Source organism: Janthinobacterium breve (assembly GCF_051380895.1).
In the GTDB taxonomy this organism is placed as follows: domain Bacteria; phylum Pseudomonadota; class Gammaproteobacteria; order Burkholderiales; family Burkholderiaceae_D; genus Janthinobacterium.
Genome location: NZ_JBNYXY010000006.1, coordinates 281,513 through 301,117 on the forward strand (window position 1 = coordinate 281,513; position 19,605 = coordinate 301,117).

At 63.0% G+C, this 19,605-nt stretch carries 17 protein-coding genes and 4 tRNA genes; 13 read left to right on the top strand and 8 right to left on the bottom strand.

All coding sequences use genetic code 11. The annotated features are described in order from the left end of the window. The first annotated feature begins 196 nt into the window (after positions 1 to 196). The 3 genes from ACQ4W0_RS13755 to ACQ4W0_RS13765 are packed head-to-tail and all read left to right on the top strand — an operon-like array spanning position 197 to position 4,747. Positions 197 to 1,420: a TolC family protein gene (locus tag ACQ4W0_RS13755; RefSeq protein WP_436577228.1), complete on the top strand. Its 1,224-nt coding sequence runs from the start codon at positions 197 to 199 to the stop codon at positions 1,418 to 1,420. Positions 1,421 to 1,448: 28 nt separating this feature from the next. Continuing rightward, complete coding sequence (locus ACQ4W0_RS13760; RefSeq protein WP_436577229.1) at positions 1,449 to 3,581, top strand: ATP-binding cassette domain-containing protein; 2,133 nt, start codon at positions 1,449 to 1,451, stop codon at positions 3,579 to 3,581. Then, positions 3,578 to 4,747 carry an HlyD family type I secretion periplasmic adaptor subunit gene (locus tag ACQ4W0_RS13765; RefSeq protein WP_436577230.1) on the top strand — a complete coding sequence of 390 codons (1,170 nt, stop codon included), beginning with the start codon at positions 3,578 to 3,580 and terminating at the stop codon, positions 4,745 to 4,747. Before ACQ4W0_RS13760 ends, ACQ4W0_RS13765 begins: the two co-directional genes overlap by 4 nt. Before the next feature lie 9 nt (positions 4,748 to 4,756). On the opposite strand, the gene udk is transcribed toward ACQ4W0_RS13765, so the two are convergent. Continuing rightward, on the bottom strand, positions 4,757 to 5,392 hold the full coding sequence (udk, locus tag ACQ4W0_RS13770; RefSeq protein WP_436577231.1) for a uridine kinase: 636 nt from the start codon (positions 5,390 to 5,392) through the stop codon (positions 4,757 to 4,759). 405 nt (positions 5,393 to 5,797) lie between these two features. Here udk and ACQ4W0_RS13775 point away from each other — a divergent pair, with 405 nt between their 5' ends. After that, entirely contained in the window at positions 5,798 to 6,247 is a 450-nt protein-coding gene (locus ACQ4W0_RS13775; RefSeq protein ID WP_436577232.1) for a DUF4240 domain-containing protein, read from the top strand. 7 nt (positions 6,248 to 6,254) lie between these two features. Then, complete coding sequence (locus tag ACQ4W0_RS13780; protein ID WP_436577233.1) at positions 6,255 to 6,623, top strand: tetratricopeptide repeat protein; 369 nt, start codon at positions 6,255 to 6,257, stop codon at positions 6,621 to 6,623. A gap of 16 nt (positions 6,624 to 6,639) precedes the next feature. Here the strand turns inward: ACQ4W0_RS13780 and ACQ4W0_RS13785 are convergent, their stop codons facing one another. The 4 genes from ACQ4W0_RS13785 to rnr all read right to left on the bottom strand — a co-directional run bounded on the left by ACQ4W0_RS13785 (position 6,640) and on the right by rnr (position 11,578). Beyond that, entirely contained in the window at positions 6,640 to 7,350 is a 711-nt protein-coding gene (locus ACQ4W0_RS13785) for a YceH family protein (RefSeq protein WP_436577234.1), read from the bottom strand. Positions 7,351 to 7,360: 10 nt separating this feature from the next. Further along, the gene (cysE, locus tag ACQ4W0_RS13790; protein WP_436577235.1) at positions 7,361 to 8,110 is read right to left on the bottom strand and encodes a serine O-acetyltransferase; all 750 of its coding nucleotides are present in this window, start codon (positions 8,108 to 8,110) and stop codon (positions 7,361 to 7,363) included. A gap of 144 nt (positions 8,111 to 8,254) precedes the next feature. Beyond that, positions 8,255 to 8,998, bottom strand: coding sequence for a 23S rRNA (guanosine(2251)-2'-O)-methyltransferase RlmB (gene rlmB / locus ACQ4W0_RS13795; protein ID WP_071078185.1), 744 nt, complete (start codon positions 8,996 to 8,998; stop codon positions 8,255 to 8,257). A 15-nt stretch (positions 8,999 to 9,013) separates the two neighbouring features. Continuing rightward, the gene (gene rnr, locus ACQ4W0_RS13800; protein WP_436577236.1) at positions 9,014 to 11,578 is read right to left on the bottom strand and encodes a ribonuclease R; all 2,565 of its coding nucleotides are present in this window, start codon (positions 11,576 to 11,578) and stop codon (positions 9,014 to 9,016) included. A gap of 387 nt (positions 11,579 to 11,965) precedes the next feature. On the opposite strand from rnr, the gene ACQ4W0_RS13805 reads away from it, so the two are divergent. The 4 genes from ACQ4W0_RS13805 to ACQ4W0_RS13820 all read left to right on the top strand — a co-directional run bounded on the left by ACQ4W0_RS13805 (position 11,966) and on the right by ACQ4W0_RS13820 (position 12,770). Next, positions 11,966 to 12,050, top strand: a tRNA-Leu gene (locus ACQ4W0_RS13805). Between the two features lie 320 nt (positions 12,051 to 12,370). After that, positions 12,371 to 12,455, top strand: a tRNA-Leu gene (locus ACQ4W0_RS13810). 67 nt (positions 12,456 to 12,522) lie between these two features. After that, positions 12,523 to 12,607: transfer RNA gene (locus ACQ4W0_RS13815), tRNA-Leu, on the top strand. Positions 12,608 to 12,685: 78 nt separating this feature from the next. Beyond that, positions 12,686 to 12,770, top strand: a tRNA-Leu gene (locus ACQ4W0_RS13820). A gap of 100 nt (positions 12,771 to 12,870) precedes the next feature. Here ACQ4W0_RS13820 and ACQ4W0_RS13825 read toward each other — a convergent pair. Further along, on the bottom strand, positions 12,871 to 13,722 hold the full coding sequence (locus ACQ4W0_RS13825) for an SDR family oxidoreductase (RefSeq protein WP_436577237.1): 852 nt from the start codon (positions 13,720 to 13,722) through the stop codon (positions 12,871 to 12,873). A 115-nt stretch (positions 13,723 to 13,837) separates the two neighbouring features. Between ACQ4W0_RS13825 and ACQ4W0_RS13830 the strand changes: the two genes are divergently transcribed. The 4 genes from ACQ4W0_RS13830 (at position 13,838) to phaP (ending at position 17,580) form a co-directional block, all read left to right on the top strand. Next, positions 13,838 to 14,263 (top strand): winged helix-turn-helix transcriptional regulator, encoded by a 426-nt coding sequence (locus tag ACQ4W0_RS13830; protein ID WP_436577238.1) that lies wholly within the window; start codon positions 13,838 to 13,840, stop codon positions 14,261 to 14,263. 103 nt (positions 14,264 to 14,366) lie between these two features. Further along, positions 14,367 to 16,619 (top strand): ATP-binding protein, encoded by a 2,253-nt coding sequence (locus ACQ4W0_RS13835; protein WP_436577239.1) that lies wholly within the window; start codon positions 14,367 to 14,369, stop codon positions 16,617 to 16,619. 47 nt (positions 16,620 to 16,666) lie between these two features. Next, positions 16,667 to 16,861 carry a hypothetical protein gene (locus ACQ4W0_RS13840; RefSeq protein WP_436577240.1) on the top strand — a complete coding sequence of 65 codons (195 nt, stop codon included), beginning with the start codon at positions 16,667 to 16,669 and terminating at the stop codon, positions 16,859 to 16,861. A gap of 107 nt (positions 16,862 to 16,968) precedes the next feature. Beyond that, entirely contained in the window at positions 16,969 to 17,580 is a 612-nt protein-coding gene (gene phaP, locus ACQ4W0_RS13845) for a TIGR01841 family phasin (RefSeq protein WP_436577241.1), read from the top strand. Positions 17,581 to 17,644: 64 nt separating this feature from the next. On the opposite strand, the gene ACQ4W0_RS13850 is transcribed toward phaP, so the two are convergent. Continuing rightward, positions 17,645 to 18,268, bottom strand: a complete 624-nt coding sequence (locus ACQ4W0_RS13850; protein WP_436577242.1) for a helix-turn-helix transcriptional regulator — start codon at positions 18,266 to 18,268, stop codon at positions 17,645 to 17,647. Beyond that, positions 18,265 to 19,482, bottom strand: coding sequence for an MFS transporter (locus ACQ4W0_RS13855; protein ID WP_436577243.1), 1,218 nt, complete (start codon positions 19,480 to 19,482; stop codon positions 18,265 to 18,267). Before ACQ4W0_RS13855 ends, ACQ4W0_RS13850 begins: the two co-directional genes overlap by 4 nt. Between the last annotated feature and the right edge of the window lie 123 nt (positions 19,483 to 19,605).

Consider the following 19,605-nt stretch of genomic DNA (forward strand, 5'->3'; position numbering starts at 1 on the left):
GCGTAGGCAAAAACGGCCGCAGGAGCGCAAATGCAGACGCGTTCCTGCGGCTACGGTGATGCGCATGGAAATTGTTCAGGCCGCGTGGCCGGAAAAACACGGGATGAGATTACGCAGTTTTCCAGCATTCCTACCTCGCCCGCGCTCCTGGCCGGGTATGCTGCCCTGCATCGTAGCCGTACTGGCGGCCGCAAGCTTGGCGTCATTTACACCTCTGGCCAGCGCCCAGGGCGCCACGGCCTGGAGCTTTGACCAAGTCTTGCAGCAGGCGCTGCAAAGCCACCCGACCATCGCCGGCAAGCGTTCGGCGCAGGCGGCCGCGCGCGCCGACCTCGATGGCGCGCAGTGGCAGCGCTTTCCCAGCCTGTCGGCCGAAGTACCCACGGGTTCACAGGAAACGGGCGGCGTGGTGCGCATCGAGCAGCCCCTGTGGAGCGGCGGGCGCATCGACGCCGGCATCGATGCCGCCGGCAGCCGGGTCGACGCGGCCGGCGCGGCCATCGAAGAAGAGCGCCTGAGCCTCTCCCTGCGCGTGATCGCCGCCTACACCGAGGCGCTGCGCCAGACGGCGCGCGTGCGCTCGGCCGAAGAAGGCCTGGCCGAACACCAGCGCCTGCTGGACATGATCAAGCGCCGCGTGGTGCAGTCGGTCAGTTCGCAAACGGACCAGCGCCTGGCCGAATCGCGCGCCTACCAGGCGGCCAACGACGTGTCGAATGCGCGCCAGGCGCTGGAGAACGCCCTGGCGCAGCTGTCGCAACTGGCCGGCAAGCCCGTGCGCCTGGTCAGCGCCACGGGCATCGGCGTGGGCGAACCGCTGCCCGACGCCAGCCTGGAGCGGGTCATGCGCCAGGCCATAGCCTACTCCCCGACCCTGCATCGCCTCGAATTCGAGGCGCAGGCGGCCGATTCCGACATCACCCTGCAGCGCTCGGCCTACATGCCGAAAATCTTGCTGCGCATGGAAAAACCCACGGGCGGCATGAATACCGACAACCGCACGCGCGCCATGCTGGTGCTGCAGGCGCAGCCGGGCGCCGGCTTGTCGGCCAAGGCTGGCGTGGACGCCGCCGTCGCCCGACGCGAAGGAGCGCGCGCCGCGCACGATGCGGCCGAACGCGACGTGCGCGAGCGTTTTACGCTGGACTGGAACGAGGCCGAAGCGAGCCGCCAGCGACTGGGCAACGCGGGCGAGGCCAGCACCACCTCGACGCAGGTGTTCGAATCATATGCGCGCCAGTACGTGATTGGCCGCAAGAGCTGGAACGATGTGCTCAACGCCGTGCGCGAAGCGACCCAGGCGCAGTTTTCACTGGAAGACACGCGTGCGCAAGCGATTGCCGCCAGCCTGCGCCTGGCCGCGCAGACGGGCACCCTGGCCGGGCGCACGGCGCCGGCAGGCCTGGCGCGCCCGAATTGACACCGACATGATGCCAACAGGAGACAACGTGGATACCTCCATCAAACATGGCTTGCTGACACTCATCGACAGGGCCGCGCGGCTGACGGGCCAGCACCTGGCCGCCGCGCGCCTGGCCGACCTGCAGCGCCAGCTCGATGACATCGATGGCAACGGTGCGCCCGGCGTGGTCCTCACCGCCATCTGGCAGGCGGCCGGGCTGGAAGGCGCGGCGCGCCTGCTGCACGAGCCTACGCCGGGCGAGTTGCCGTTCGCCGTCTACAGCGCCAGCACGGGCTGGGGCTTGCTGCAGTCGCGCGGCGCCGACGGTGCCTGGCGTGGCGAAGGCGTCGATGGGCGCGCCTTGCAACTGGCCTCGCTGGCCGGCCTGGCTTGCGTGGGCCTGCCGCGCCGCAGCGAAAAAAGCGGCGCCCGCCCCGGCGCGCTGGGCCTGGTGCGCAACGCCCTGTGGCTGAAGAAAAGCGTGTTTATCGACGCCGTGCTGGCCACCGCGCTGGTGACCCTGCTGACCATGGCCACCTCACTGTTTTCCATGCAGGTGTACGACCGAGTGATTCCCAACCAGAGCTTCAGCACCTTGTGGGTGCTGGTGGTGGGCGTGGCCCTGTCGATCGGCCTGGAATTCATCCTCAAGCAGGTGCGCAGCCGCATCGTCGACCATTCGTGCAACGATGTCGACCATGAATTGTCCGAGTGGTTTTTCCAGCGCATGCTGGGCATCCGCATGGAAGCGCGCCCCGCCTCCGTCGGCACCCTGGCGGCGCAGGTGAAAGGCTTTGAAATGGTGCGCGGCGTACTCACGTCGACCTCCCTGTTCGTGCTGACGGACGTGCCCTTCGCCCTGATTTTTCTCGCCATGATCACCATCATCGGCGGACCGCTGGTGGTGGTGCCGCTGGTGGCCCTGCCGCTGGCCCTCGTCTGCGGGTTGATGTTCCAGCGCGCCATCCAGGGCCACACGCGCAAAAACCTCAACGCCAGCAACCGCAAGGCGGGCTTGCTGGTGGAAACCGTCGATGGCGTGGAAACGCTCAAGGGCAGCAGCGCCGAATGGATGATGCAGGCGCGCTGGGCCGAACTGGTGGCCGAGACCAGCCACGCCGAGCAGAGTATCCGCGACTACGCAGCCCTGTCGCAAAACATCACGGCCGCCTTCCAGCAACTGACCAACGTGGCGCTGATCTCCATGGGCGCGTGGTTCGTGGCGGAAAACCAGATGACCATGGGCGCGCTGATGGCGTGCACCATCATCAGCAACCGCGCCCTGATGCCCATCGTGCAGCTGCCCGCCGTGATGGTGCAGTGGGCGCATGCGCGCGCCTCGATCGACGGTCTGGAACAGGTCATCAGCCTGCCCAACGAGGCAGACAACGCGCAGTTCGCGCTGACGCCGCGCAGCCTCGATACGGGATTGCGCTTCGAGCGCATCCGCTTTACGTACGGCGGCGCGCAAAAGGTGGCGCTGGAAGTGGAAAGCCTGGCCATCCGCCCCGGCGAACGCGTCGGCCTGGTGGGCGCCATCGGCTCGGGCAAGAGCACGCTGCTGAAGCTGGCCTCGGGCCTGTACCAGCCGGCCGAAGGCAAGGTGTATCTGGGCGACGTCGACCTGGCCCTGCTGGCGCCGGCCGTGGTGCGCGAAATGATCGGCTATCTGCCGCAAGAAACGCGGCTGTTCAGCGGCAGCCTGCGCGACAATCTGCTATTGGGGCTGGCCGACCCGGGCGAGGAAGCGATCCTGGCGGCGGCCAAACGCACGGGCTTGATCGAGCTGATACTGGGCCAGCCACGGGGGCTGGCGCTGGCCATTACCGAGGGCGGGCGCGGCGTCTCGGGCGGCCAGCGGCAATTGATCGCCGTCACGCGCCTGCTGCTGGCCAAGCCGCGCATCTGGCTGCTCGATGAACCGACGGGCGCCATGGATGCGAAGACGGAAGCGCGCATCGTGGGGCTATTGGGCGAACTGGCGGCCGAAGGCGTGACCATGGTCGCCACCACGCACAAGAATGCCCTATTGCCGCTGCTCGACCGCCTGGTGGTGCTGCAGGCGGGACGGGTGCTGCTGGACGGCCCGCGCGACTTTGTCCTGGCCAAGCTGTCGGGCAAGCCGCAGGCCGTACCCAGTCCCGCAACTGCGCCGGTGGCGCAAGGAGCCGTCGCATGAAACTGGCCAAGGTCGAAACGCGGGAAGAAGCGAAACGGGGCCGGCGGCTGATCTGGATCTGCACGGCGGCGCTGGCTGGCGTCATCGCCTGGGCTTCATGGGCGGAGCTGGACCAGGTCACGCGCGCCAACGGCCAGGTGATCGCCAGTTCGCGCAACCAGGTGATCCAGGTGGCCGACGGCGGCGTGCTGGCCGAATTGCGCGTGCATGAAGGCAGCGTGGTGAAAAAGGGCGAACTGCTGGCCCGCTTCGACCGCACGCGGGCCGAGACGAGCTACCTGGAAAGCACGGCCAAGGCGGCCGGACTGAAAGCGGCCGTGGCGCGCCTGCAGGCGGAAGTGTTTGGCGGCGCGCCCAAGTTCCCGCCCGAACTGCAGGCGTTTCCGGAATTTCGCGCCAACCAGTTGGCCCTGTTCAGCAAGCGCCAGGGCGCCGTGCAAGCGGAAGTGGGGGCGCTGGACAGCGCCATGAAGCTGGTCAGGGAAGAGCTGGAAATGAACTTGCCGCTGCTGGAGACGGGCGATGTCAGCCGCGCCGAGGTGCTGAAACTGCGGCGCCAGGTGGTAGACATCCAGGCGCAGATCACCAACCGGCGCAACAAATACCTGCAGGACAGTCAGACGGACCTGGTGAAAGCACAGGAAGACCTGGCCGGCGTGCTGCAGACGGTGACGCAGCGCAAGGAGCAGCTGGGTTCGACGGACATTTACGCGCCCACCGACGGCATCGTGCGCAACGTGCGGCTCACCACCCTGGGCGGCGTGGCCAAGCCCGGCGAGGAAATCCTGCAAATCGTGCCCACGGACGACGACCTGATCATCGAGGCGAAAGTCAAGCCGGCTGACATCGCCTTCATCAAGCCCGGCCTGCCCACGGCCGTGAAGCTCGACGCCTATGACTACGGCATCTACGGGCGTTTGCGCGGCACCGTCAGCTACATCAGCGCGGACACTTTAAGTGAAGACAACAAGGGCAACGAGCAGCCGTACTACCGCGTGCAGATCAAGACCAGCGGGCGCAAGCTGATGGGCAAGAATGGCGAGCCGATTCTGATCCAGCCCGGCATGACGGCCACCGTGGAAATCAACACGGGCCGCAAGACGGTCTTGCGCTACCTGACGAAACCGATCACCAAGACGTTTTCAGAGTCGATGGGGGAGCGGTGATGTCGCGGGCTACTTCAACTGACCGATGACGCTCGCCACCTTGGCGGTAATCATGTCGACTGCGGGGCCATTGGCGCCATGCGGCAAAATGACATCGGCATTGCGCTTGGTGGGCTCGATGAATTGCTTGTGCATCGGGCGTACTGTTTCCAGATACTGCTCGATGACGCTCTCTACCGAGCGACCGCGTTCGGTGATATCGCGTTGCATGCGGCGGATGAAGCGCACGTCGGAAGCCGTATCGACAAAGATCTTCAGCGACATCATGTCGCGCAAGTCTTCGTCATACAAGGCAAACAGGCCCTCGATCACGATCACCGGGGCCGGCTTGACGGGAATGGTCCTGCTGGAGCGATTGTGCAGCGTGAAGTCGTACTCCGGCATCTCGATGGCCTCGCCGTTGCGCAAGGCCTGGATGTGCTGCACCAGTAGTGGCCACTCGAACGCCTGCGGATGGTCGTAATTCTGCTGGCGGCGAACTTCAGGGGAGAGATGGGTTTGATCGCGGTAGTAATCGTCCTGCATCACGACCGAGACCATGTCGGCGCCAAACGACGCGAGCACTTGCTGTGATACGGTGGACTTGCCACTGCCGCTTCCGCCAGCGACACCAATAACAAACGGTTGGAAAGAAATCTTATTCATGCCGAATGATACCGGAAACGTGACCGGACTGACAGGGAGAGGCTGATCCAAAATGATGTTACGCAGGTCGGATTAGTAAGGGCACGCCGCCTGATCCGGCCTGCGCCATCATTCGAACTGCTTGCGGAACGCCTCGGACTACGCCGCCAGGCCATCGAAGTCGCTGCGCAATTGCAGCACTTCCATGACGGGGGCTAAGTCCATCATGCGTGGAAGGAATGGTAGAGGACATGGCCTGGCCCCTTGTTGAATGCAAAATAGTTACTTAGGGAAACGGTGCGCTTAGTATTCGGGCAAGATGATATTCTAAACAAGCTCAAGATGCGCAGACGCGACGACTCGCGCCACCGGCATTGCATGCTTGGCCTCTTTCAGTATCGATTGACCATTTACCAGGAATAAACAATGAACGAAGAAAAATTTTGGCGGCTGATAGAGCAAATCGACCGCGAGGCCCTGGAAGACGGCGACGCCGATGCCGCGGTGGAACCATTGACCGAAGCGCTCGCCGAGTTGCCGGTCAAGGACATCAAGGGCTTCGAGGAGTGCCTGGCTCAGGCACTGTACAAGCTCGATGGCAAGGTGTTTGCGGATCATGCCGGTGCATCAGGAAAGTCGGATGACGGTTTCCTGTATGCGCGCTGTTTCGTCGTCGGCTCGGGCAAGGCCACTTATGACAGCGTTCTGGCCGACCCCACACTGATGCCCGATCAAACAGACGACTGGCTGGAAGAACTGTTGAGCGTCGCTCCCGAGGCTTGGTCCGAGAAGACAGGGCGTGACACCGATGACTGGGATTTTACCGCCAGCGTCGACTATGAAACCGGAAGCAATTCCGCCGCCTGGCCTGGCTAAGGCGGCAATGGACGCCATCGCCGCAAGCAAGGCTCATATAAAGCTGGCCGAAGACGATGCCGGGCAATGGGATGCGCACATGGCGGCAGCTGAAGCCGTGTTGCGCAGCGCCTTGCAAGCGGCCCAGCAAGACACTGCCCTGATCACTTGCCTGGGCGCCGTGCTGTGTGACCAGGGTAAGTACAGGGAAGCCGTCAACGTACTGGAAACGGCGCTCAAGCTGGGCTCGACGGACAGCCATACCCATTACAACCTGGGGGTGGCCCTGGCGGGACTGGCAAAACCCCGCAAGGCCATGGCGCAGTTTGGCAAGGCGCGGAGCCTTGCCGCTTCCAGGCAGACCTGGACCGCCTATTTCGACCCGCAGGCCCAATAGGCGCGTGCTCGGAAAACTATTCGAACTGCTTGCGGAACGCTTCGAACTGCGCCGCTAGGCCATCGAAGTCGCTGCGCAATTGCAGCACTTCCTGTTCCAGCTGGGCCACGCGGCTGCCCTGCTGCGGCGCGCTGACGGCGCCGGCAAAACCGGCTGCCGTCTCGCTCTGCGCCAGTGCTTCTTCACCGCCCAGCAAGTGGCCGTAGCGCGGTTCCTTGGCGCCGGGAGCCACCATCAGCTTGGCCACCAGCGGCGGGTATTTATCGATCAGGAACTGCAGGCCGGATTCCACTTCCGCCACGGACTTGAATTCATGCACGCGGCCACTGCGGCTGCGGATCTCGCCGGCCGTCTGCAAGCCGCGCAGCATCAATATCGTCAGGATGGCCAGTTTATCCTGTTCCAGCGACCACTTGATGCGCATGCGGTGTTCGTACTTGGCGACGCGCGCCCCCGCCTGCGTGATGCCGTTGACGAATTTGCGCTGCATCAAACGCTGCAACACGTCGTACACGGTTTCCTCGGACAGGGCCATGACGGGATCGCGGCTGGACAGCTGGTTGCAGCCATTGGTCAGGGCATTCAGCGACAGCGGGTAACTGTCCGGCGTCAGCGCTTCCTTTTCGGCCAGCACGGCCAGCACGCGGATCTCGAAGGGGTCGAGCAGATTCGGATTGTCACTGCCTTTTTCTGCTGCGTTTTCAGCTATGTTTACGTCTGTAGTCATGCCTGTATCCTTAATCAACCAGCTTGTTCATTTGCTCAGAATCAAATTTATCACACTCAGGCACAGCCTGGCAGCATATGCCCGCCGCCTTCAGGGTGGCGAGGATGGTTTCGATGCGCTGCTCTTGCGCCACGGCATGCGTGATCAAGCCTTGCAGGGCTTTCGACAGCGGATCGTCGCCGTTCGGCGTGACGCCATACGCGGCGAACAGGTGGGCCGTGCTGCCCTCGCGCAAGGCGTTGACATCCTTTTGCACGATGTGCGCCGGGTTGCCCACGGCCGTGGCGCCGGACGGCACGGGTTTCAGCAGCACGGCGTTCGAGCCCACCTTGGCGTACTCGCCCACCGTGAAGCTGCCCAGCACCTGCGCGCCGGCGCCGACGATGACGCCCCGCTCCAGGGTCGGATGGCGCTTGGCGCCACTGTGCAGCGAAGTGCCACCCAGGGTCACGCCCTGGTAAATGGTGCAGTCATCGCCGACGATGGCCGTCTCGCCGATTACCACGCCGAAACCATGGTCGATGAAGACGCGCCGGCCGATGGTGGCTCCCGGGTGGATTTCAATGCCCGTGATGATGCGGGCGATATACGAAATGAAGCGCCCCACCCACTTCATGTGCCGCGTCCAGCACCAGTGCGCCCAGCCATGCATGACGATGGCGTGCAAGCCCGGATAACAGGTCAGCACCTCCCAGCCATTGCGGGCGGCGGGGTCACGTTCGATGATGCTGTTGATGTCTTCGCGCAGGTGGTGGAACATAAGACGGATTTCTGAATAGGTAAGAGACAAGACGCAAATGGTAGCGTATTCGGCGGGGAAATGCTGGAGGGAGCTGCCGTTGAGAGGCTCCTCAACGGCAAGCAGGGGTCAGACCCGACGGGTCTGACCCCAAATGACGCTAACTTAAGCTTCTAAAGCAATCCGCTGGCGGCGGGCTTCGTACAGACACACGCCGGAAGCGACCGACACGTTCAGACTCTCGACGGAGCCGAACATCGGGATGCTGACGAGGATGTCGCAGGTATCGCGCGTCAGGCGGCGCATGCCTTCGCCTTCGGAACCCATGACGAGGGCCGTCGGGCCCGTGAAATCGGCTTCGTACAAACCTTTTTCGCCATCGTCGGTGGTGCCGATCAGCCAAATGCCACGCTCTTTCAATTCACGCATGGTGCGCGCCAGATTCGTCACGGTGATGTACGGGACGGTTTCGGCGGCGCCGCTGGCGACCTTGGCGGCCGTGGTATTCAAACCCACGGCGCGGTCCTTCGGCACGATGACGGCATGTGCGCCGACGCCGTCGGCCACGCGCAGGCAGGCGCCCAGGTTGTGCGGATCGGTGATGCCGTCGAGTATCAACAGCAATGGCGGGCCATCGATGGCGTCCAGCAGCTCATCGAGATTGCGCGCCAGCGACAGCTGCGACGCAAAGGCGATCACGCCCTGGTGGCGGCGCGTGCCGACGATCTTGTCCAGACGCGACGAGTCGACGGGCATGACGCGCACGTTGGCAGCCTTGGCGGCGGCGATCATGTCTTTCATGCGGCCGTCGACGCGGCTGGCATCGACGAAAATTTCTTCCACGGACGACGCTTCGTGACGCAGACGCGAGGTGACGGCGTGGAAGCCGAAAATCATTTTATTCTTCATGTGTTATCGCTTCTTTTAACGCTTGCTTTTGCTTGTTTTTGATACAGTTTTTGCTGCACGTGGTGCCGCCGCGACGGGTGCCGCGGCTGGTTTTTTGCTGCGCTTCGACGCGGCAGCCTTGGGGGCTGCCGCCTTAGGGGCTTCCTTCGGGGCTGCCTTGGCTGCAGGCTTGGCTTGCGCCTTGGCGCCGTTGGAACGACCGCCTGAACCATTGCCGGCCTTGCCGCCGTTGTTGGCGCTGGCCTTGATCTCGTGGCGCTGCTCGGTCGCAGGACCGGGCTTGACCATGGACTTCTTCTCGCCCTTGCGCTTGCCGCCGCCGTTCGGCTTGGCCGGCGCTTCTTCGCCCGCCAGTTCCGCATCGGTTACCAGGCGCAGGTCGATCTTGCGCGTTTCCAGGTCGACACGTGCCACTTGCACCGTAAGACGGTCGGTCAATTGATAACGTTTTCCCGTGCGTTCGCCGCGCAATTCATGGCGCGCATCGTCGTACTGGAAGTAGTCGGTGCCCAGCTCGGTGACGTGCACCAGGCCTTCGACAAACAGGGTGTCGAGTTGCACGAACACGCCGAAGGTGGTCACGCCCGTGATGGTGCCGGTGAACTCTTCGCCCAATTTATCTTGCATGAAGTAGCACTTCAGCCACGCTTCCACGTCGCGCGACGCTTCGTCGGCGCGGCGCTCGTTGGCCGAGCAATGCACGCCCAGCGCGTCCCAGATGGTCAGGTCCGTCTTCTTCGGCTTGCCGTCGGCCTTGTCCTTGGCTTGCTGCTTGCGCGTGGCGTTCGACACGTTGGTGTTCAACACGACTTTATCGGACAGCTTCGGCTCGTATTTCTTGCCTTGCAAAATAGCCTTGATGGCACGGTGCGTCAGCAAGTCGGGATAGCGGCGGATCGGGCTGGTGAAGTGGGCATACGCCTCGTACGCCAGGCCGAAGTGGCCGATATTGTCCGGGCTGTAGACGGCTTGCTGCATTGAACGCAGCAGCATCGTTTGCAGCAGGGCCGCGTCGGGACGCAGCTTGATTTGCTGCATCAAGGTCTGGTAATCGGATGCCGATGGCGTGTCGCCGCCCGTCAGGTTCAGGCCGACCTGCTTGAGGAAGGTGCGCACTTGCGTGAGCTTTTCCTTGGTCGGGCTGGCGTGGATGCGGTAAGTGCCCGGGTGCTTGTTGCGCAGCAACAAGTCGGCCGCGCAGACGTTGGCCGCCAGCATGCACTCTTCGATGATCTTGTGCGCTTCGTTGCGCGTGCGGGGGATGATCTTTTCGATCTTGCCCGCGCTATTGCAGACGATATACGTTTCCGTCGTCTCGAAATCGATGGCGCCCCGCTCCGTGCGTGCTTTCAGCAAGGCGCGGTAGACGGCTTCCAGGTTTTGCAGGTGCGGCAGGATGTCCGCGCGGCGTGCCGCTTCGGGTCCCTTGGTGTTGCCCAGCACGGCAGCGACTTCGTCATACGTCAGGCGCGCGGCCGAATGGATCACGGCCGGGTAGAACTGGTATGCCTTCAGCTCGCCCTTGTCGCTGACGACGGCGTCGCACACGAGGGTCAAGCGGTCAACGGCCGGGTTCAAGGAACACAGGCCATTCGACAGTTTTTCCGGCAGCATCGGGATCACGCGGCGCGGGAAGTAGACGGAGGTGCTGCGTTCGAGCGCATCGATATCGAGTGCGTCATTCGGTTTCACGTAATGACTGACGTCGGCAATCGCCACGATCAGGCGGTAGCAGTTGGCGCGGCCGATCTTGACGGGCTCGCAATACACGGCATCGTCGAAATCGCGCGCATCTTCGCCGTCGATGGTAACCAATGGCACGTCGCGCAGGTCGACACGGTCTTGCAGGTCGGCGTCACGCACTTCGAACGGCAGTTTTTCCGCCTGTTTCAGGGCGGCGGCGGAAAAGATGTGCGGCACATTGAATTTGCGCACGGCAATCTCAATTTCCATGCCGGGATCGTCCAGGGCGCCGAGCACTTCAACGATCTTGCCGACTGGCTGCTTGAAGCGCATCGGTTGCTCGGTCAGCTCGACGCTGACGATCTGACCGGCCTTCGCCTTGCCCACCGAACCGGTGACTAAAATGTCCTGGCCGATGCGCTGGTCTTCCGGCGCCACGACCCAGGTGCCGTTTTCCTGGATCAAACGGCCGATGACGTGGCTATTGGCGCGGTAGGTGACTTCCACGATCGTGCCTTCCGGGCGGCCGCGGCGGTCCGTGCCGACGATGCGGGCCATGACCTTGTCGCCATGCAGGACTTTCTGCATTTCTTTCTCAGGCAGGAACAGGTCGGCGCTGGCGTCGTCGGGAATGACGAAGCCGAAGCCATCGCGGTGGCTGGTGACGCGACCGGCGACAAGCGCGCTCTGGTCCGCCAGGCTGAAAACACCGCTGGCATCAGACTTCAGCTGGCCGTCGCGCTCCATCGCCTTCAGGCGACGGACCAGGACATCCATGGAATCAGCATGCACTTGCAGCGTTTTCCCGAGAGACTGCGGATCGAGAGGCGCGCTGACGCTGCGGAATATGCCGAGAATGTCCTCCCGGCTGGGGATGGTGTGGGTATTTTGGCTCAAAAGTATTTCTATAGTTGTTATTGACAGTGATCAAACGGAATACAAAGACCGATGACATCACCGTCAATATTGACACGGTGATGTCCAGTAGTGTACCGGAGGACGCCTTGGTTTGCCTAACGGACAGCGTAGCGAAAACCGAACAAGTGCCCCGCCGATGAAAAAAAGGAGAAAAGCTGCGCAATGCATTTGACTTCGGCAAATATTGCTCTATAATCTAGCCCTCTTGCAGCGACAAACCTTCACGGGAATGCAGTTGCAGGAAAGCGGTACAGGGTTGATGTGCAGTATGGAGCGAAAGCTCATCTGGCGCAAAACTCTTCAAGTCGCTATAATAGCAGAATTGTTGTGAAGTTATCTTTCAACAAGTACTCAAGCAGCATCAGTGCCCACGTGGCGGAATTGGTAGACGCGCATGGTTCAGGTCCATGTGCCTTCGGGTGTAGGGGTTCGAGTCCCTTCGTGGGCACCATTACCTAATTCGCAAAAAGGCCGCAAACTTTCACGAGTTTGCGGCTTTTTTCATTTCCGCGGCGAAATACCCTCCTCCCCAGCAAGTCGGCAGCACTGCGGCAGCCAGGCCGCACGGCTCGCCCAGGGACAGAAACCTGCGGAAAAACGCTGAAAAATGAGGCAGATTTAACCTTTTTTCATAGGGAACAGCCCTTTTCAGGCGAAAAAACATGTTTCTTGAAGAAAAGTGCAAAATGTTGATTGACCGAATGCGCGCCAGCCCTTATGATTTTGTCCTCGCTGCAGAACACGCAGCGTGAAGCAAGAAGCAGTAACAATGCCCACGTGGCGGAATTGGTAGACGCGCATGGTTCAGGTCCATGTGCCTTCGGGTGTAGGGGTTCGAGTCCCTTCGTGGGCACCACCAGCAACGAGTTGTTTTCATTGTGATCCGCAGTAAAGCAGTAAGTGGTTGAAATAAGCAGCACAATGCCCACGTGGCGGAATTGGTAGACGCGCATGGTTCAGGTCCATGTGCCTTCGGGTGTAGGGGTTCGAGTCCCTTCGTGGGCACCACCAGCAACGAGTTGTTTTCGTTGTAGTCCGCAGTACAGTAGTGAGATACAGCAGTAATAAGCAGCAAGCAGCATCAGTGCCCACGTGGCGGAATTGGTAGACGCGCATGGTTCAGGTCCATGTGCCTTCGGGTGTAGGGGTTCGAGTCCCTTCGTGGGCACCATTACCTAATTCGCAAAAAAGCCGCAAACTTTCACGAGTTTGCGGCTTTTTTCATTTCCGGATGCCGCGCGGCCTTCCCGCTTACGGCACCCTCCCTTCCCTTACTTGGCCAGCGCCGCCTTGACGGCATCGGCCAGGGTCGTCGTCGGACGGCCAATCAGCGCGCTCAATTGCTTGCCATTGTCTTCCAGTCCACCCTTGGCCGCGCCCGCATCGGAGTCGGCCAGCAGGTCGGCAAAGCCTTCCGGCACGCCCACGCCCACCAGCGCCGCCTTGAAGTCCGCCTGCGGCAAGTCTTTATAACCAATCGCCTTGCCCGACTGGCGCGCCACTTCGGCTGCGTACTCGGCCAGGGTAAAGCCCTGGTCGCCAGCGAGTTCATAGATGGCTTGCGGCTGGGCCGCCGTCAGCACGGCGGCAGCGGCGGCGGCGTAGTCAAGACGCGCGGCCGACGAGAAGCGGCCATTTTGCGCAGCGCCCAGCACGACGCCATGCTCGAGCACAGGCGCCAGGTGTTCCGTATGGTTTTCCAGATACCAGCCGTTGCGCAGGAAAGTGTATGGCAGGCTGGACGCGCGGATGGCCGCTTCCGTGATGACGTGCTCGGCAGCCAGGCCCAGCGGCGACGTGTTGGCGCGCAAGACGCTGGTGTAGGCCAGCAGGGCCACGCCGGCCCGCTTGGCCGCATCGATGACGTTCTGGTGCTGCTGCGCGCGCTGCCCCACTTCGCTCGACGAAATCAGCAAAATCTTCGTTGCGCCCTTGAACGCCGCGTCGAGGCTGGCGCCATCGTTGTAATCGGCCTGGCGTACTTGCACGCCCAGTGCAGCCAGGTTGGCGGCCTTTGCCGGATTGCGCACGGCGGCGATGATGCTGGCTGCGGGGACGGATGTGAGCAGGCTGGCGATGACGTGCTGGCCCAGATTGCCTGTGGCGCCGGTGATGACGATCATGATTTCTCCTTGGAGGGTGGGTAGTAAGACCCTATAATAGGACTATTACTTACTTATTGTAAGTACGTACCTTTTGGTAAGTATGAATCAACACTCAAATTGAAGGCCAACTATCATGTCCACAGACACTCCCGGCGCCAGCCTGCGCGCCGCCCTCGCCCGGCAAAACCAGGGAGCGCAACTGCTGGCGGCCGCCTGCCCGTCGCGCGCCGTGCTCAGCCACCTGACCAGCCGCTGGGCCGTGCTGGTGCTGGTACTACTGCTGAGCGGCACGCGGCGCTTCAGCGAACTGCGCCGCGAAGTGGGCGGGGTCAGCGAAAAAATGCTGGCGCAAACCCTGGAAGCACTGGCGGGCGATGGCTTCGTGCTGCGCCAAGCGTATCTGGTGATACCGCCCAAGGTGGAATACAGCCTCACGCCGCTGGGACGCGAAGCGGCCGAACGCCTGGCCGTGCTGGTCGACTGGATCGAGGATAATTATCCGCGCATCGAACAGGCGCGCGCCGAACTGGCACCGCAGAACATGCAAAACGCAGCGTAAAACAGCGCGCAAACGCATTGCTTTTGGTCATCAAGAATTATCGTTTACTCCTACTTGCCTTAATGTAATACTAGCCTCACGATACGCGTAAGGGCGCGACACCATGAATCAGTTGATTTCCTCCATCGCCGACCGGGCCAACGTGCTACTGGTGAGCAATTCGCCTAACGATGTGCGCGAACTGCTATATGTGCTGGACCGGCATAACCTGGGCACGGGACTGGCGGGCGATATCGACGAAGGCGTGGAGCTGGCGGCCGGCGGCACGGACCTGATCCTGCTCGACGCGGCCCTGGCCGGCACGAATATCGGCGCCACCTGCATGCGGCTGCGCAATGCGGGCGGACGCCATGGCGTGCCGCTGTTGCTGATGTCGGCCACCCCCAGCGCGGAGGAACAGGGCCGCAGCGTGGGCGCCGGCGCCAGCGACTACATCAAGATGCCCTTCAATGCGCGCGACGTGGCGGAAAAAATCCTCATGGAACTGGCGCTGCACAAGGCCGAGGCGCCCGCTGCCAGCCCCTTCGCTACTCCGGCCACGCCACCGCGGCCCCTGCATCCGCAAACGCTGGAAGTCAATTACCATTCCATCCTGGCCGGCTCGCCCGACGCCGTGCTGCTGTTCGATATCGACAACCGCCTGCTGATCGACGCCAACCACCTGGCCGAAGAATTGTTCGGCATGCCGCTGGCCGAGCTGCTGCAAGGCGGCATGGAGCCGCTATTCCCCAGGCATCAGGACGATGGCAGCGCCTCGCCGCAATTGCTGGAAGAAAAGATCCGCGATACCTTGCAAGGCAAGATCGTCGTCTTCCGCGCCAGCTGCTGCCACCGCGACCGCCACCCGATCGCCTGCGAAATCCGCTTGATGCGCTTGTCCGTGCCGGGCCGCCAGCTCGTGCATGCGCGCATCATCGACTTGACCGAACGCAACCTCGCCGAAGCCATGCGCGCGGGCCAGAGCACCCTGCTGGAAATGGTCGCCAAGGGCGCGCCCCTGATCCCCACCCTGAACCAGCTGCTGCTATTGATCGAAGGCCAGTCGCGCGGCGTGCTCTGTTCCATCATGCTGCTCGACGATGATGGCATCCATATGCACAGCGCGGCCGGTCCCAGCCTGCCGCCCGAGTACATGGCCCTGCTCGAAGGCGTGGCCATCGGCCCCGGCGTGGGCTCCTGCGGCACGGCCATGTTCCTGCGCGAACCGGTGGTAGTGAGCGACATCATGCGCGACCCGCTGTGGGCACCCTACCGCGAGCTGGCGGCGCCGTTCGGCTTGCGCGCCTGCTGGTCGCGCCCCATCTTCGGCCAGGATGGCGCCGTCCTCGGTTCGTTCGCCATGTATTACCGCGAAGTGCGCAAGCCCGATGCGCGCGACCTGGAGCTGATCGACACGGCCACCGACCTGGCCGGCATCGCCATCGGCCGCATGCGCCATGAACGCGAGCTGCAGCGTCACCGCACCCACCTGGAAGAGCTGGTGGACGAACGCACGGCCGCTCTGACACAGGCAAAGGAACACTCCGAACAGGCGAACCGCGAACTGGCCGCGGCGCTGGAAAACCTGTCCATCACGCAGGAAGAACTGGTGCGCCGCGACAAGCTGGCCGCGCTCGGTGCGCTGGTGGCCGGCATCGCGCATGAACTCAATACGCCGATCGGCAACGGTCTGGTGGTGGCCACCACCATGGCCGAACGCACGCGCGAAATCCAGGCCAGCTTCCTCGATGGCTTGCGCCGCTCCGAACTGGGCGCCTACCTGACCCAGGCCAGCGAGGCCGACGCCATCATGCTGCGCAACCTGCAGCGCGCCGCCGACCTGGTCTCCAGCTTCAAGCAGATCGCCGTCGACCGCGCCAGCTCGCAGCGCCGCCACTTCCTGCTACGCCAGTTCATCGCCGAACTGATGCTGCCCATGTCGACGCCCCTCAAGGCCGCCGGCCTGAGCCTGACGCAGGACGTGCCGGACGGCCTGGCCATGGACAGCTATCCCGGTCCGCTGGGCCAGGTGCTGAGCAACCTGCTGGAAAACTGCCAGCGCCATGCCTTCGAGGGCCGCAGCGGCGGCAATATCGCCATCTCCGCGCGCGGCAGCGAAGACGGGCAGACGATCACCCTGTCCATCAGCGACACGGGCGTGGGCATCGCCGCCGACGACCTGGCGCATGTCTACGACCCCTTCTTCACGACCAAGCTCGGTTCGGGCGGCTCGGGCCTCGGCCTGCACGTGGCGCACAACATCGTCACGGGCGTGCTGGGCGGCCATATCGACGCCACCAGCAGCACCGGCGCCGGCAGCGGCACCACCTTCACCCTGCAGCTGCCCGCTGCGGCGCCGCAATCGCCCCCTCCCTGAACGGCAAGCGCGCTACAATGCCCGCAGGCTTTTCTTTCGGAGTACTTATGAAATACTTGATCGCCACGGCCCTGCTGGCAGCCTGCGCGTGCGCCTCGGCCGGACCGGCGCCCTGGTACCAGTGGCGCAGCAAGGTCGACGGCACCCTGTCGTGCGCCCAGTCCACCCTGGGATTTGGCTGGGAACTGGCCTCGGGACCGTACAAAGATAGCCGTTGCGAAAAACCGGCGATTGTTAAATAATGGGGTCATGACCACACGGGGCACCGGCTTGAGATCAAGCGATGGCATTGCGGCGTCGAAAGAGTATGGAACGATAAGAACGTATCTATTCAAACCGAGGAGACCACATGTTTACGAATCCCGAACAATTCGCATCGGCCACCAAGGCCCTGTTTGAATTCCAGCTGATGACCTTCAACACCCTCACCTCCAAGGCCGTGCAAGGCGTGGAACAGGTACTGGCGCTGAACATGGCCACCGCCAAATCCGGCATCGAGGATGGCCTTGCCGCCGGCAAGGAAATCAGCCAGGCCAAGGATCCGAAGGCCGCCATGGCCGCCGCCGCCGCCCAGCTGCAACCGGGCGTGGCCGGTGCAAAAGCGTATAAACAGCAACTCGACGACATCATCAAGGAAATCCACACGGAATTCACCACGGCCGCCGAAGCCCACGTGGCCGAAGCGAAAAGCAATTTAAGCGCCCTGATATACGACGTCACGAAAAACGTGCCGCCAGGCTCGGAAAACGCCGTGGCCATCGTCAAGGCCGCCATCGACAATGCCTTCCTCGGTTACGAGCAAGTCACCAAGGCCACCAAACAAGCCGTGAAAACCGTGGAAGATCAAATTGCCAAGGCCAGCGCACAAGTGGCGCAGGCCACGGAACAGGCCACGGCAGGCGTGCACGCTGCGGCTGAAAAAGCGGCGCCGGCTGCCAAGCCGAAGGCGACTAAAAAGTAACAAGCCCCAAGTGCAGAGACCGGGGTCGTACCCAGCAGGGTACGACCCCGGCTTTTTGCCGGGTTCATTTCAGCGGCATGATCCGGTACACGCAGCGCCTCCCCCCCTCCAGCAGATACTCGCTGCGTTCCACCGTGCAATCGTCCCCCAATACCCGCTGAAAAATGGCCAGCTCCGAGCGGCAGAAATTCTGGCACGCCGTGGCGGCCGCGCAAATCGGGCAATGGTTTTCCACCAGCAAGACACTGCCATCATCCTGCGGCTCGGCATGGGCCATGTAGCCCTCACCATCGCGCGCCCGCGCCAGACTGTCCACTCTTTGCGCCAGCGCAAGCTGCGGGTCGACCAGCCTGCCGTAGGCCAGCTCGCTGCTGCGCTCGCGCGCGCCGATCAATTTATCCAGCCCCTCATCGCCGAACAGGGTTTTCACTTGCGTAATCAATTCCAGGGTCAGGTCGGCATGGCGGTCGGGGTAGCGCGCATGGCCCTCGCGCGTCAGCGCCCAGCGCCGCGACGGACGCCCCACCTTGTCGGCCACGTCCGCGTGCGCCACCAGGCCCTTCTCCTGCGCCGCTTCGAGCTGGCGCCGCGCACCCATGGAGGTGATCTCGAGCAAGGTCGCCAACTGCTGCGCCGTCTGCGGCCCCCGCATCTTCAGCAGGAACAGCGTCTGCTCGGACGTGTTCATGCCACTGCCTTGGCGTCAACGGCGCCGTCCAGCTGGCGGCGCCAGGCCGCCATGCGCCAGGCAGCCCACGCGGCGGACACGGCGCCCGCAACAAGGATCAGCCGCGTGTCGATCAGAGTCAGCACGGAGCCGCTCAGGGCGACGACGATGTTGGCGATGCAAAAGGTGGTGGCCAGCAAGCCCATTACGGCGCCCTGCCCGTGCGCGCTGAAGCGTTCGGCGCACCAGCCCTGGATGACCGTGTTGTACAAGGCATTCGGAATGCCGAACAGCACGATGGCGGCGATGCCCACCCAGATATTGCCCAGCGCCAAAATCCCTACGGCCAGCGCCACGCCGCAGGCATACCAGCTGGCCTGCAACAAGGGCGCATGGCGGCTGGGACCGCCCGCCAGCAGCGAAGTGATGGTCATCGTACCGCACAGGCCCACATTCACCCAGGCAATCTCCTGCGCATGGTAACTGGCCGTCTCGACCAGCCAGAGCGGATAAAACTCGTAAAAACTGGCCACGCCGCAGGTCAGCGCCAGCTGCACGATGAACAGGGTGCGCAACTCCTCATGGCGCAGCAGGTTCAGCGAATGCCGGTCGCGCGCCACTTGCCACCACGACGTCGTCAATAGCGAGGGCGTTTCGCGCGGCAAACCGGCGGCCACCAGCACGGCGACGAGCATCAGGGCGGCGGCGGCGATCCAGAACGGTACCGTCACGCCCCAATGCAGGGTGGCGCCCGCCAAGATGGGGCCAACCAGCCAGCCCAGGTAAAAGGCGCCATTCAGCCACGACATGGCGCGCAGGCGCAGCGGTCCCGTCAACTGGTCGGCCAGCATGGCGCGCGCCACGGCGCCGTTTCCCTCCAGCAAACCCGTGATGAAACGGGCCACGATGAACAGCGGATAGGACTGGATCACCAGCGCCCAGGCCGTGATGGCGTGGCCGATGGCGGCGCCCACGGCCGTGCGCATCAGCAAGGGACGGCGGCCATAGCGGTCCGACAAGGGCCCCAGCACGGCCGAGCCAATCAGCAAGCCCAGCGGGTTGATGGTCAGCGCCAGGCCGAACAGCAGTTTCGACGGCAAGCCCAGGAAGTTATTGAAGGCCTTCGGCGCCTCGGCGGCAAACAGGGGTGGCAGGATCGGGTATGGCAGCGAGGCGCCGATGGTCGACAGCAGCGCCAGCAAACAGGCGGCGGAAATTAAAATGATGTTTTTCATGCGGGCTCGATGGATATTGTCTGGCAAGACTACGTGACCCTGCCACATTAGTAAACTAAAATGCTTATTAATTGCGTTGTTCATGGCTGCCGTGCAAGCCATCGCCTCGGCTATCATTACCCC

Bases quoted from the DNA above. Each gene is read 5' to 3' on its own strand.
- ACQ4W0_RS13765 (WP_436577230.1), top strand. From the start codon at position 3,578: ATGAAACTGGCCAAGGTCGAAACGCGGGAAGAAGCGAAACGGGGCCGG.
- udk (WP_436577231.1), bottom strand. From the start codon at position 5,392: ATGAATAAGATTTCTTTCCAACCGTTTGTTATTGGTGTCGCTGGCGGA.
- ACQ4W0_RS13775 (WP_436577232.1), top strand. From the start codon at position 5,798: ATGAACGAAGAAAAATTTTGGCGGCTGATAGAGCAAATCGACCGCGAG.
- ACQ4W0_RS13780 (WP_436577233.1), top strand. From the start codon at position 6,255: ATGGACGCCATCGCCGCAAGCAAGGCTCATATAAAGCTGGCCGAAGAC.
- ACQ4W0_RS13785 (WP_436577234.1), bottom strand. From the start codon at position 7,350: ATGACTACAGACGTAAACATAGCTGAAAACGCAGCAGAAAAAGGCAGT.
- cysE (WP_436577235.1), bottom strand. From the start codon at position 8,110: ATGTTCCACCACCTGCGCGAAGACATCAACAGCATCATCGAACGTGAC.
- rlmB (WP_071078185.1), bottom strand. From the start codon at position 8,998: ATGAAGAATAAAATGATTTTCGGCTTCCACGCCGTCACCTCGCGTCTG.
- ACQ4W0_RS13825 (WP_436577237.1), bottom strand. From the start codon at position 13,722: ATGATCGTCATCACCGGCGCCACAGGCAATCTGGGCCAGCACGTCATC.
- ACQ4W0_RS13830 (WP_436577238.1), top strand. From the start codon at position 13,838: ATGTCCACAGACACTCCCGGCGCCAGCCTGCGCGCCGCCCTCGCCCGG.
- ACQ4W0_RS13835 (WP_436577239.1), top strand. From the start codon at position 14,367: ATGAATCAGTTGATTTCCTCCATCGCCGACCGGGCCAACGTGCTACTG.
- ACQ4W0_RS13840 (WP_436577240.1), top strand. From the start codon at position 16,667: ATGAAATACTTGATCGCCACGGCCCTGCTGGCAGCCTGCGCGTGCGCC.
- phaP (WP_436577241.1), top strand. From the start codon at position 16,969: ATGTTTACGAATCCCGAACAATTCGCATCGGCCACCAAGGCCCTGTTT.
- ACQ4W0_RS13850 (WP_436577242.1), bottom strand. From the start codon at position 18,268: ATGAACACGTCCGAGCAGACGCTGTTCCTGCTGAAGATGCGGGGGCCG.
- ACQ4W0_RS13855 (WP_436577243.1), bottom strand. From the start codon at position 19,482: ATGAAAAACATCATTTTAATTTCCGCCGCCTGTTTGCTGGCGCTGCTG.